This is a genomic window from Beijerinckia indica subsp. indica ATCC 9039, from assembly GCF_000019845.1.
Lineage (GTDB): Bacteria > Pseudomonadota > Alphaproteobacteria > Rhizobiales > Beijerinckiaceae > Beijerinckia > Beijerinckia indica.
The window spans coordinates 2,494,611-2,507,449 of the sequence record NC_010581.1 but is presented as its reverse complement, the minus strand read 5'-3'; the positions used below and the strand labels follow the sequence as shown (position 1 = coordinate 2,507,449).

11 protein-coding genes and 1 tRNA gene are annotated in these 12,839 nt (G+C 56.8%); 7 read left to right on the top strand and 5 right to left on the bottom strand.

The features are described from left to right. Positions 1-22: 22 nt before the first annotated feature. The gene (gene hspQ, locus BIND_RS11095) at positions 23-352 is read right to left on the bottom strand and encodes a heat shock protein HspQ (protein WP_012385167.1); all 330 of its coding nucleotides are present in this window, start codon (positions 350-352) and stop codon (positions 23-25) included. Positions 353-743: 391 nt separating this feature from the next. On the opposite strand from hspQ, the gene BIND_RS11090 reads away from it, so the two are divergent. The 3 genes from BIND_RS11090 (at position 744) to BIND_RS11080 (ending at position 4,347) form a co-directional block, all read left to right on the top strand. After that, the gene (locus BIND_RS11090; protein ID WP_012385166.1) at positions 744-2,312 is read left to right on the top strand and encodes a bifunctional ADP-dependent NAD(P)H-hydrate dehydratase/NAD(P)H-hydrate epimerase; all 1,569 of its coding nucleotides are present in this window, start codon (positions 744-746) and stop codon (positions 2,310-2,312) included. Between the two features lie 140 nt (positions 2,313-2,452). Next, positions 2,453-3,595, top strand: coding sequence for an OpgC family protein (locus tag BIND_RS11085; RefSeq protein ID WP_012385165.1), 1,143 nt, complete (start codon positions 2,453-2,455; stop codon positions 3,593-3,595). Next, entirely contained in the window at positions 3,508-4,347 is an 840-nt protein-coding gene (locus BIND_RS11080) for an SGNH/GDSL hydrolase family protein (RefSeq protein ID WP_244395870.1), read from the top strand. The genes BIND_RS11085 and BIND_RS11080 overlap by 88 nt, the downstream gene beginning before the upstream one ends. Before the next feature lie 35 nt (positions 4,348-4,382). Here BIND_RS11080 and BIND_RS11075 read toward each other — a convergent pair whose 3' ends face one another. The 3 genes from BIND_RS11075 to BIND_RS11065 all read right to left on the bottom strand — a co-directional run bounded on the left by BIND_RS11075 (position 4,383) and on the right by BIND_RS11065 (position 7,735). Next, a complete protein-coding gene (locus BIND_RS11075; protein WP_012385163.1) occupies positions 4,383-5,432 on the bottom strand; it encodes a DMT family transporter in 1,050 nt (349 codons plus the stop codon). Between the two features lie 115 nt (positions 5,433-5,547). Further along, on the bottom strand, positions 5,548-6,165 hold the full coding sequence (locus BIND_RS11070) for a ParB-like protein (RefSeq protein ID WP_012385162.1): 618 nt from the start codon (positions 6,163-6,165) through the stop codon (positions 5,548-5,550). Between the two features lie 43 nt (positions 6,166-6,208). Then, positions 6,209-7,735: a multicopper oxidase family protein gene (locus BIND_RS11065; RefSeq protein ID WP_012385161.1), complete on the bottom strand. Its 1,527-nt coding sequence runs from the start codon at positions 7,733-7,735 to the stop codon at positions 6,209-6,211. A gap of 202 nt (positions 7,736-7,937) precedes the next feature. Between BIND_RS11065 and BIND_RS11060 the strand changes: the two genes are divergently transcribed. Both BIND_RS11060 and tig read left to right on the top strand, forming a co-directional pair. Next, a tRNA-Leu gene (locus tag BIND_RS11060) sits at positions 7,938-8,022 on the top strand. 140 nt (positions 8,023-8,162) lie between these two features. Beyond that, positions 8,163-9,545: a trigger factor gene (gene tig / locus BIND_RS11055; RefSeq protein WP_012385160.1), complete on the top strand. Its 1,383-nt coding sequence runs from the start codon at positions 8,163-8,165 to the stop codon at positions 9,543-9,545. Between the two features lie 511 nt (positions 9,546-10,056). Here tig and BIND_RS11050 read toward each other — a convergent pair. After that, the gene (locus BIND_RS11050) at positions 10,057-10,245 is read right to left on the bottom strand and encodes a hypothetical protein (protein ID WP_041778051.1); all 189 of its coding nucleotides are present in this window, start codon (positions 10,243-10,245) and stop codon (positions 10,057-10,059) included. Between the two features lie 103 nt (positions 10,246-10,348). On the opposite strand from BIND_RS11050, the gene BIND_RS11045 reads away from it, so the two are divergent. Next, positions 10,349-11,002, top strand: a complete 654-nt coding sequence (locus BIND_RS11045) for an ATP-dependent Clp protease proteolytic subunit (protein ID WP_012385159.1) — start codon at positions 10,349-10,351, stop codon at positions 11,000-11,002. 541 nt (positions 11,003-11,543) lie between these two features. Then, a complete protein-coding gene (clpX, locus tag BIND_RS11040) occupies positions 11,544-12,809 on the top strand; it encodes an ATP-dependent Clp protease ATP-binding subunit ClpX (RefSeq protein ID WP_012385158.1) in 1,266 nt (421 codons plus the stop codon). Positions 12,810-12,839: the final 30 nt, after the last annotated feature.

Here is a 12,839-nt window from a genome sequence, read left to right as displayed (position 1 = left end):
CGGGACCCCAGCCACAGAGCGTTCAGTTCAGGCGGGCGCTCTTGACCTGATAGGCGCCTTCCGGAGAGCGGATGAACACCTCCTCGACCTGCGGATGGCGCAGCGGATCGCCGGATGTATCGAGCAGGAGATTTTGCTCCGAGACATAGGCGACATATTCGGTCTCCGCATTTTCCGCGAAGAGATGATAAAATGGCTGGTCCTTATTGGGACGGACTTCCTCGGGAATCGCCTGCCACCATTCTTCCGTATTCGCAAACACCGGATCGACATCGTAAATAACGCCACGGAAGGGATATTTCCGATGCCGAACCACTTGGCCTATGCCGAATTTGGCGGTGCGTGATTTCATGAACAGTGTTTCACGAAAAGGGCTTCAACCCAAAAGTCACGATGCGAAACGCAAGCAGGGCCGGAGGAATCCGGCGTGCTTGCCGCGGCACCAGACCCACAAGCAGAAGCTGTTTGGGGAAAAGGCCGATGCATTTTCTACAGTTTGAGACATGATATCGTAAATCTTTGGCGGGATCATGCCCAAACCAGGAAAGGCAAGGGGTTCTTCATATTCCTCTCCCTTCCGAGCGTCAATGAAAGGACCCAGGTCCTTCAGCCATCATCCTTTCCCTGATCCACACTGGATCAGGGATCAGCTCTTTCCTCGTTTTCGTCAATCGCCGGCATGATGCCTGATCCCATTGGGAGCGTCATAAGGCAAAGCTCACCCGTTATTTCTGGCCCGTCCCATGTCCCAAGCGCTCCCCCTCGAACTTCTCAGCAATGCGGAAACGGCCGAGGCCGACAGATTGACGATCAACTCCGGCGTGCCCGGATCTTTCCTGATGGAGCAGGCGGGCGCTGGCGTGGCGCGCGAGGCTCTGCGTCTGTTGCCCGATGAAGGCTGTATCGTCGTATTGTGCGGGCCGGGTAATAATGGCGGCGACGGTTTCGTCGCCGCTCGCCTTTTGTCCGTGCATGGTTTCGATGTCCGGCTTGGTCTCTTGGCCGCGCGCGATGCCCTGCATGGTGATGCCGATAGTGCCGCGCGTGCGTGGAACGGGCCGATTACTGCGGCACATGAAATCAATCTGGAGCACGCGGATCTCGTCATTGATGCTTTGTTCGGTGCTGGCCTTTCGAGGCCGCTCGAGGGAGCCGCGCGGGATCTCGTGTTGCGTGTCAATGAATGGAGTGAAAAAACCGGCAAACCGGTCCTTGCCGTCGATCTTCCCTCGGGCATCAATGGGACAAGTGGCCAGATCCTGGGTGTCGCGATCAAGGCGCGACGCTCGGTCACATTTTTTCGTCGTAAGCCCGGACATGTTCTTTTGCCGGGACGCATACATTGTGGTGAAACCGTTGTCGTCGGCATCGGCATTGCCGAATCCGTTCTGGCTGAAATCAAGCCCCAGACCTTCTTGAACCGGCCAGCCGCCTGGGAGCGGGATTTTCCGGTGCCGCGCATCGAGGGCCATAAATATTCACGAGGTCATGCGGTCGTCGTTTCCGGCCCGGTAGCACAGACCGGCGCTGCGCGGCTCGCAGCGCGCGGAGCCTTGCGTGCAGGAGCGGGTCTGGTTACGGTCGCGACCTCCAGCGAGGCCTTATTGGTCCATGCGTCCGCGCTGACCGCGATCATGACGCGTGTCTGCGACAGTCCGGCTGATCTGCGCAAGCTGCTCGAGGATCATCGCAAGAATGTGGTGGTGATCGGCCCCGGATTGGGGGTCGGTGAGGAGAGCCGCCTATTGGTCGAAACGATCCTGCAAGCCAGTGGCCCGGCTGCCGGAACGCATGCGGGATCGCCACGGGCCTTCGTTCTTGACGCTGATGCCTTGACCAGTTTCGCTCAGGAAAGGCAGCGGCTTGCCAAAGCGATTGCGGCTTCCGGGGCGCCGGTCGTTCTGACGCCGCATGAGGGCGAGTTCGGCAATCTTTTCGCCGATCGGGGTGATTTCGCCGGGCGCTCGAAGCCTGATCGTGCGCGGGCGGCGGCGCAGGCCATGGGGTGTGTGATCCTGTTGAAGGGGCCGGATACTGTTGTCGCCGAGCCGCACGGGCGCGCGACGATTGCTGATAACGCGCCACCGTGGCTCGCGACGGCGGGCTCCGGCGATGTGCTTTCCGGGATGATCGGCGGTCTGCTCGCGCAGGGCATGCCGGCCTTCGAGGCGGCTTCCGCAGCCGTCTGGTTGCATGGCGTGAGTGCCACCCGTTTCGGACCCGGTCTCATCGCCGAGGATTTGCCCGAAATGTTGCCTACGGTGCTGCGTGACTTGATGGAGCCGAGTCGCGAGGATGAAATGACTTTATAAGTGCTAACATAATATCATCGGCTACAAAGCGGGCGCTGATATTATATAAAGTCGAAAACCTCCTCTGGCATGAGGCCCGGTTCCGAGTGAACCTTTCCCGCCGCGGAGTGGTGAAAGCGCGAAGGACGGCTGGAGGATCGATGCGCGCCGCCAATGAGATCGATTTCTGGCGCGGTTTCGCGCTCGTGACTATTTTCATCAATCATATTCCCGGCCTGACCTTTGAACGGTTCACCTTCCGCAATATTTCCCTGTCCGATTCCGCCGAGCTCTTCGTATTTCTCGCAGGTTGGGCGATGCGGCTGTTGGTCCAAGGTTCAGCGGGCAGCTTATCGCCCTTTCTCCTTGTCATGCGTCTGGGCAGCCGGGGCCTGTCCATCTATGCCGCACAGACCGTCCTGACCGAACTCGCTATTGCCATGCTGGCCGGTTGCTCGATCTTGCTCGATGCGCCTTTTCTCCTCGACTGGCATAATGCCTCGGCAGTTTTTCTCGATCCAATCCGAGCGCATGTCGGACTGGTGCTGCTCACCTATCAGCTTGGATATTTCAATATTCTACCGCTCTATGTCGTCCTGACCTTTTTGGCGCCCGGCATTGTCCTTCTGCACCGCATACAGCCGCGCCTGGTGTTGCCGCTGTCGGTGAGTATTTATCTCGTGGTTCTGATCTGGGGCCTGAATGTGCCGACCTGGCCCGATGAAGGCACATGGTTCTTCAATCCTTTCGCTTGGCAATTGCTGTATGTGCTGGGTTTCCTCCTTGCCGGGCAGGACGGGGTCGGCGCCTGGGCGCGGCGGCATCGCCGTCTGTTGCGTCTCCTCGCGGTACCGATCGTTCTCATCGGCATTCCCGTGGCTTTGATCGACTATGCGCCCGATCCGATCGCCGTGCCCGAGCCAAAGCTCTTTTTCATGTTCGACAAGACCTTTCTTTCGCCAGTGCCGCTCCTGCACAGCCTTGCGCTCGTGGCTCTGGTTGGAGGACTGTTTCCAATGATCTTTGGCGCTCTGCCGGGGCTTTGCCGTTTTCTGGCCCTTCTCGGACGCAATTCCCTGAATGTTTTTTGCATGGGCTCGTTGCTAAGCCTGGGTGGTCAGATTTTTCGTTTTGTTTTCGGTGGGCGAGTTGCAACCGATGCGATCCTGGTTATCTTCGGCATAGCGATCATGGGTCTTGTCGCATGGGCATCGGAATGGCGAAACCGGTTGCAGGCGCGCTCGAGCGGCGTTTCGGACGGCTCCGCGGATCAACCGCGGTCTATTTCTGCTTTGCCTGGCTGATGGGGGCGGAACAAGGATTGGGGCAAGCGCTGGGGGAAACGCGGGACGCTGTCTTGCCGCCGCTGAGTCCCTCCTGCGACGTGCCACCTGCTGACCTGGCGGCGCCCGAGCCTTTGCCGAACGTTGCCGTCAAATTGCCGCACGAAAAAACGGTGCGTATTCTGGCGATTGGATCGTCCGCCAGCTCAAATATCGGCGCCACACCGGGCATCAAGACCTATTCGATGCAGCTTGAAGCGCTCCTCGAAACGGCTTTGAAAGATATTGATATCCAGATCATTAATCGCGGTCTGCCGGGCGAAGTCGCGGCGACCGCCGCCGAACGCCTGAAAAGTGAGGTCGTGACCGAGAAGCCCGATCTCGTGCTTTGGCAGGTGGGCATGAACGATGCGCTGTCACGCGTCGATCCCGATGATTTTGAACAGACCGTCCGCTCGACCATTTCCTGGCTGCAAGACAATCATATCGATGTCGTGCTCGTCGGTATGCAATATGCGCCGCGTTTCGTGAAGGATGCCGCCTTCCTCGAGATCCGAGAAAGAATGCGCAAGATCGCCGCGACGAGTAATATTCTCTATGTCCGGCGTTATGACGCGATGCAGTTCATCGCTAGGACAAGGGCCAATCAGCCGCAGATGATGCGTGATGAGTTTCACCTGAACGATCTCGGCTATCAATGCATGGCCGAACATGTCGCGAGGGCAGTGATCGCGAGCCTTTATTTGAAAAAAGTCCGGCCGGGGAGCAATTGAGCCGGATCAAAATTGCAGGCTTTGATCATTCCCTGTCAATGCGCATGGCCATGATGATGGTGAAGATCGGGATAATGCGGATGCCGATGCACCAGCGGCGTGTGCCGATGCCAGTGTGTATGTGGTTCACCCGGTAATATAGTGGGGCCGTGATCATGCTGATGGTGCTCATCATGGCTATGTCTGTGTTCATGTTCCATGATGTCATGGCGATGCTCATGGTCATGGCGCTCCGACAGGTGCAGCCATAATCCAAACCCCATCAGGCATCCAGAGATCAAGAGCTGTATGGAAAGCGTTTCTCCCAACATGGCTATGGCCAGAACCGCGCCGACAAAAGGCGCAAGCGAGAAATAGGCTCCGGTCCGCGCGGCGCCGAGATAGCGCAAGGCAAAAACGAACAAGGTGAGGCTCACGCCATAACCGAAAAACCCGATGACACCGGCAAAGAGGAATACCGTCGGGGAAGGAAGGCTCGCGCCATTGATTGTTGCGATGAGCAAATTGATCGCACCCGCGACGAGTCCCTTGATCATGGCGATCTGAACGGGATCTGCGGAGGAAAGCTTGCGGGTTAAATTATTGTCGATACCCCAGCACAAGCAGGCTCCGGCGATCAGAAATGCGCTCCACTGGAAGGATGCGTGACCTTTCCAGGAGAGAACGACAGCGCCGGCCAGGATCGCGAAAGCCCCGAGCAAGAGCCGCCGATCCACATTTTCACGAAAGACCACCCATGCGATGCCCATGGTGGCGAGGCCTTCCAGGTTCAAAAGGAGAGAGGCCGCAGCCGCATCCGTATGGGCAAGGCCGAACATCAAAAGCAAGGGACCGAGAAGGCCGCCCGTCAGGATCACCAGGGTGAGCCAGGGCAAATCCGAGCGCCGCAGCGGAGCTTCGACCGCAGGCAGTTGCAAGAGAGTTCGAGAGAAATGCACGGCCGAAAGGCCAAGACCAGCACCGAGATAGAGCACTCCCGCCATGATCCAAGGGTCGATGGAGCCCAGGAGAAGCTTGGCGAAAGGTGTGCTCGCGCCGAACAGAACAGCGGATAAGAGAGCCAGCGGGATGCCTGGATTGATCATTCTGAAAGTCCTGCCGTGCTCAGAGCGATCCCGGATTGGAGATCACTTGAATGCGGTGCAAGAAACACGGTGGTGATACCGATTGCGATTGAAGAGACCCGATCATGCCGCTTGGTCATGAAAAAGGGCCACACCATCCTGGCAAATAATCGGTTTGTTTGTCCTTCGCCAGTGCCAGGGCTTGTTCGAGGGCGGACTCGAAATCACTTTCGATAAGCTTGCGCTTGATCCTCTGGCGCAGAAAATCGGCCCACAGAAACTCGCTGAAGGGGGTCGTATCCTTGGCGTAGCCGCCCGCCCGCCGCAAGGCGCCGGCAAGGGAACGGAAAGGATCATCGACCAGATCCTCCACCGATTTGGGGAGTTTGTCATAGCTGCAGCGCAGACCGTTCTCGTCGAAAGGATGCAGCCAATTCCGATTGTCCATCACAAACCAGAAGGATTCCTTCGTGAGGCTCGAGAGATCGGCGATGACGGTCGCGAAAATCTTCTGGACATTTTCCGCGTGCAGGGCACGGACGAGATGATGGTGATCAATGACGTAATATCTCTGTTTCGGCCCAAGGATAACGGGGATCATGTGTTGGCCGAGAAATTCCGCGCCCTTGCTATCCGTCTTGATCCGCCAAGCCTTGCGCTTTTCCTCCACCTCGCGCAAGCCGACGGTGATCTGCGTGGGGCGCAGGAGCGCGATTTCGACGGGATGCAGAAGCGGTTCGCGGACGTTGGGCATGAACTCTCCTTATGACGCAAGGCTAATTGGCTTTGCGTATCGATTATGTGACTTCGAACCACGTCGCGAGCCCGGTCGACTGCCGGCTCGCCATCAGACTTTCGATTGGCCATTTGCCGGGATTATCGGCGATGAAGGCAATATGTTTGGTGCGGCCGGGCGGCACCAGTACCGCATTGCGCCAATAGGGTTCCCAGCCATCGTCGAGATCATGCAAAAGTCTGAAACAATGGCCATGGACGCGCATTTGCTGCACGAAGGCGGAACGATTGATGAAGCCAAGCGTGACAGCGGAACCTCGCTTGACCGAAAAGAGAGGCTTTGGCCCAAATCCTTGCTGCGAGATTCCGTTCAAGGTCCAGAATAGAGCAGGGCCATTCGGTGGGGACGCAGGTTGGGGACTGGTTTGTTGCGGGTTTGGTGGCGTGCCGGCCTTGTTGTCCGAGCCTTTCCCATTGCTGGTCGTCGCGCCCGCCATGCTTTTGTCCGGCCCAGGCTCCTGTTTGTCGCCGCCATCGATCGTGAGATCGAGACGGAAAGCCGCTTGCAAAGGGATCGCCACGGGCAGCAGTGGATTATGCGGGAGCGAGGGAATGGGAGGCGGGGCCTCTTTCGGCGTTTCCTTGTCGGACGATTCCTTTGCCGTCTTGAAAATGAAGAGGGGCTGATCTGGCTGCCCCTCATCGCCGCGCAGGACGAGACGGGCCTCCGTCTCTGCTGCGTCGGGGAGGTCGAGCAAGAGGTCGAAACAAGCGCCAGGACCGGCGGGGATCGTTTGGCGGATCGGTTCGAAAGGCGCGTCGCAGGGCATGCCATCGACCGCGATAATGTAAGGCCGGAGCGCTTCAAAGCCGAGGAACATAACGCGGGCGTCCGTCGCGCTGATGATGCGCAGACGGACCCGGCTGCGTGGCCGCAGGGTTTCGGTTACGGGAACCGGCTTGTCATTGATGGTGATAAGTGTGCCGAGGCGGCCAATACCCATGGCAGTCCGGCGATCGATATAATCCTTTTCGAGTGCGCCTGTGCCATCGAGCCGCCAGTCACTCAGAACCAGCAGCAGATCCCGATCGACTTGCGGCGGCTCCGGTTCATCCACGATGATCCCGCCATAAAGACCGTGGTCTAATTGTTCGCCGGTCAAGGGCAGCACATGCGAATGATACCAGAAGAGACCGCTGTCGGGCGGCGTGAAACGATAGTCAAAACTGCCACCGGGCGGCACGGACGGCTGCGTGAGGCCGCCGACACCGGCCATAGCGTTGGGGCCGCGCATGCCGTGCCAGTGCAGAGTCAGCGGTTGATCGAGCTTGTTCAAAAGCCGGATCTTGATTTCGTCGCCTTTTTTGAAGCGCAAAAGGGGGCCAGGCACCAGGCCGTCGAAACCCCAAATATCCGTCTCTGGCTGTGGCTCGGGCAAAAGGCGCAGCTTGCCTTGCCGGGCCTCGAGGATTTGGAAACCATCCTCCGTGGCGGCCTGTGCGGTTCGGGAAAGGTGCGGCAACAGGCTGAGGCTGATCGATATCTGCCCGAGAAAATGGCGGCGTGTGAGGGGGAGGCCTTGCCGCATGGATAGTCCCTGATTGTTGATCCTGGCTTGTCGACCTTGGAACGGATGTTTGGACCGACGAGTTGCTTTTAAACGCGTGTCCGATCGGAACGTCGAAAGGTGTGAAGGTCCATTTACTTTTTTGCTGCACGGAAGCGACGCCATTGCTATAGAGCCGTTTCCAAAGCAATGTAATGGCGATCTTTGCGTCGAGCGGCGGATCGCGGGCGTGGCGGAATTGGTAGACGCGCCGGATTTAGGTTCCGGTGATGAAAATCGTGGGGGTTCGAGTCCCTTCGCCCGCACCAACTCGCTTCCGACGTGTGTGAGCTCGTTGGGAGCGGCCTTGCATTGTGGTTTTCTCTGAAACGATAGGGCGGCGGCTCGTTGGCCATCGCGCGAATGGCCAATCTGGAACAAGGCTGAAAGCCGAAAAGGGTTGATTGAGATGCAAGTGACCGAAACCCTCTCGCAGGGTCTCAAGCGCGAATATAAAGTGGTCCTCCCGGCTGCCGACATCGCGTCCCGCCTCGACGAGCAACTGCAAGAGATGAAAGCCAAGGTGCGGATTAATGGTTTTCGCCCTGGCAAGGTGCCGGTTGCCCATCTGAAGCGTCTTTATGGCCGCTCCGTCATGCTCGACGTGGTGCAGGAGGCGGTCAACGAAGCCAATCGCAAGATTCTTGAAGAGAATAACCTGCGCCCCGCCGGTGAGCCGCGAATCGATTTCGACGGCGAAAAGGAGGATATGGAGAAGGCGTTCGAATCCACCGCCGATTTCGCCTTCAAGGTCGCCTTGGAAATCCTGCCGAAATTCGAGATTGGTGGTTTCGAGGATATTGCGATTGAACGTTTCGTGGCGGATGTCCCCGAAGAGGAAGTCGAGCGGATTCTCGGCCGATTCGCCGATCAGAATCGCGCCTATGAACCGAGGGCTGAAGGTGCCGCCGCTGAAAAGGGCGACAAAGTAACGATTGATTTCGTTGGCAAGATCGACGGTGAGCCTTTTGAAGGCGGCAGCGGCGAGGATATCGATCTTGTGCTTGGCTCCGAGAGCTTCATTCCGGGCTTCGAGGATCAGGTCATCGGATTGAAGGTTGGCGAACAGCGCCAGATCGCGGTCACCTTCCCGGAAGATTATGCCGCCAAGCTTGCCGGCAAAGCTGCGACCTTCGACGTAACCGTGAAACAGGTCGCCGCGCCGGGTGAGCAGACGATCGACGACGAATTGGCCAAGGCCTTCGGCTATGAAACGCTCGAAGCCATGAAGGAGCAGATTCGCACGACGATTTCGGATGAATATGCCGCGGCCTCGCGCGCGCAATGGAAGCGCGCTCTGCTCGACGAACTCGACAAGAAATATCAGTTCGAATTGCCGGAAGGTCTGGTCGAGAACGAATTCGCGACAGTTTGGCGCAAAGTCGAACTCGATCAACAAAGAAGCGGCAAGACCTTCGAGGAAGAAGGAACGACCGAGGAAGCCGCGCGCGCCGATTATCGCAAGATCGCCGAGCGTCGGGTCCGGCTGGGCCTGTTGCTGGCGGAAATTGGTGAAAAGGCCGGGATCGTGGTTCCCGACGAGGAAGTCGGCAAGGCTCTGGTCGAGCGCGCACGCGCTTTTCCGGGTCAAGAAAAGATGATCTGGGATTTTTATCGCCAGAACCCGAAGGCTCTGAACGAAATTCGCGCGCCTTTGTTCGAAGACAAGACGGTCGATTATATTTTGACGCAGGCCAAGGTGACCGACACCAAGGTGTCGAAAGATGAATTGCTGAAAAAGGCGCAAGAGGCGGAAGAAAGCGAACCTGCGGAAGAAGCGGTTTCCGAATAAGGTTCAGAGGAACGCACGGTTCGCTCCCGCATTTTTAAGCATTTCGTACCCGAGGGTGATTCTTCACCCTCGGGTTCTTTATTGATGGGGCCCCGATCCTGATCCCGCTTCGCAATAGGTGAGCAAATTGTAGGAAAGACGGAGGCTTTCATCGTTATTGGTTTTAAATAAGTTATTTTAAAAACAAATAGATAAGAATAAAGCTTGCTCTTTGCCTTATGTTTTGACCAAAAAATAGGCAGAAAAAATCGTCCTCAGGCTATTCGCATCGCTTATTGATTTAAGAGGCTTTTTACGGGAAAGCCCGGCCTTGTCGGCCAAAGCGAAATCCCCTGGCGGGCATCTCGAAAAGTAACCATCATTTCACGAATCTGTAGCGGATCAGGGGCCTATGAAGGGGGAGGCCAGGGACGATGGCTTCGTCTTGGCCTGTTCACCCTTTGCGGAGAGAGACGTGAAGCCAGATCACCAAAGAGGTGAGCCGCTCTCTTGAAACATTTGTTTTTACGTCTTATTTGGCCTGAAATGGGTAATTGCCCTGGATGTCTGTCTCTCGTTTCTTCAGATCTTGGATGATTTCTTGGCCTGTGCCGCCGTTTTCCGCGCGGATGGTTCTGGCTCGCATCTTGTTCCATGGAAGGGGTTCTCGCGCAGCAATCCCTTTGCGAAGCGCGCGGAAGTCATTATCTTCCCAATCCATGCGTTCGGGCGACCAGAGCGGTTGCCCTCCCACCGTAACATCGCTCGTTCCAGGGCATTTTCGTTCATGACGATCATGCCCTCAGCTCAGGAAAGACAAGACCATGGCCATGCGTGACCGCGATCCGATCGAGATTTATGACAATTATCTGATTCCTCAGGTGATCGAGAACACCAGCCGTGGCGAACGGGGTTTCGACATCTATTCGCGCCTGTTGCGTGAGCGGATCATTTTCCTCACCGGTCAGGTCGAGGACAATATGGCGTCTGTCATCATCGCCCAATTGCTCTTCCTGGAGGCGGAAAACCCCAAGAAGGAAATTTCCATGTACATCAACTCGCCGGGCGGCGTGGTGACGGCTGGCCTTGCGATCTATGACACGATGCAGTTCATCAGGCCCAAAGTCTCGACGCTGTGTGTTGGCCAGGCGGCCTCCATGGGTTCGCTTCTGCTGTGCGCTGGTGAAGCGGGCATGCGCTACGCGACCCCCAATTCCCGTATCATGGTGCATCAGCCGTCTGGCGGCTTCTCCGGCCAGGCTTCCGATATCCTCCGCCATGCTGAGGACATTATGAAGGTCAAACGTCGGCTCAACGAGATCTATGTGAAACATACCGGCCGGGACTATGACACGATCGAGACGACGCTCGACCGCGATCATTTCATGTCTGCTCAGGAAACGAAGGAATTCGGGATCATCGATAATGTGATCGACAAACGTCCCGACGAACTCGCCCTGACCACCGAGGCGAAATAGGAAGATTCGTCTTTTGGTCGGCAAACCGGAGCTTGGAATAGAACGAAAGTGGTTCTAAGCTTCGGATTCGTCGGCGAACCCGAGCGAAAACGCGGCGTTTATGTCGCAAGGGCGATCTAGACAATTGGTATGTAACTTGCTTTTTTAAATCGACGAGCGGTTCATTTCCAATTGCCGGAGGGCCGTCAGATGCAACAGGCCGACGCAAGAAAAAGCCGCTTTAATAGTGAAGCGGGCATAAAGGAATAGGTTGGCATATTAAGATCCCTCTATTGCGTCGATATGACGTTAACCGTCATGGCGTTTCGATCGGGTGAGAGGGATGGACGAGCATCGAGAACTTCTGTTCCACTCCTTTCTCACACGACGCGAAATTTCTAGGCGGAATAAGAAGGGGGGCGGAGGTTCGAAATAAAACAAGATGCCGGTTGGTTCGTGTGCGGATCCACCGGCCATGGTGACGATGCCAGCCATTTTCATCATGATCCTAATTCACCATGATCGAGGTCCGCACATGGCCTCGGCCGTTAGGAGATGATCCATGACAAAGGTCGGCGGCAGCGACTCCAAGAACACGCTTTATTGCTCGTTCTGTGGCAAGAGCCAACATGAGGTCCGCAAGCTGATTGCCGGTCCCACCGTCTTCATTTGCGATGAATGCGTCGAACTCTGCATGGATATCATTCGCGAGGAAAACAAATCCTCGCTGGTCAAGAGCCGGGATGGAATTCCGACGCCGCGTGAAATCTGCAAGGTCCTCGATGATTATGTCATCGGCCAGCCGCAGGCGAAGCGTGTGCTCTCGGTCGCAGTTCATAATCATTACAAACGGCTCAATCATGCCACCAAGCATAATGATGTTGAGCTTGCGAAATCCAATATCCTGCTGATCGGCCCGACCGGTTCCGGCAAGACCTTGCTGGCGCAGACGCTGGCTCGCATCCTCGATGTTCCTTTCACCATGGCCGATGCGACGACGCTCACCGAAGCTGGCTATGTCGGTGAGGATGTTGAGAACATTATCCTCAAGCTTCTGCAGGCCTCCGACTACAATGTCGAACGGGCGCAGCGTGGCATTGTCTATATCGATGAAATCGACAAGATTTCCCGCAAGTCGGATAATCCGTCGATCACGCGCGATGTCTCTGGCGAAGGTGTGCAGCAGGCCCTGTTGAAGATCATGGAGGGCACCGTTGCTTCCGTGCCTCCGCAGGGCGGTCGCAAACATCCGCAGCAGGAATTCCTGCAGGTCGATACGACGAATATTTTGTTCATCTGCGGTGGTGCATTCGCCGGTCTCGAAAAGATCATTTCGACTCGCGGCAAGACCACGTCGATCGGTTTCGCTGCCAGCGTGCAGGCACCGGATGACCGGCGCACGGGCGAAATCTTCCGCAAGGTCGAGCCCGAGGATCTACTGAAATTCGGCCTCATCCCCGAATTTGTCGGACGTCTGCCGGTCATCGCCACGTTGGAAGATCTCGACGAGGAGGCCCTGAAAAAGATCCTCACCGAGCCGAAGAACGCGCTTGTCAAGCAATATCAGCGCCTCTTCGAAATGGAGAACACCGAACTCACCTTCCAGGACGAGGCGCTGAATGTCGTCGCCAAAAAGGCGATCGAACGGAAAACCGGTGCGCGTGGTTTGCGCTCCATCATGGAGAGCATATTGCTCGATACGATGTTTGATCTGCCGGGTCTCGATAGTGTCGAGCAGGTCGTCATCGGTCCGGATGTCGTCGAGGGTAAATCGCGGCCGCTCTACATTTATGCCGAGCGCAACGAAAAGAGTGGCACGAGTGCTTGATTGCAAGCCCGCTCTCTTGCGCGGGCTTGC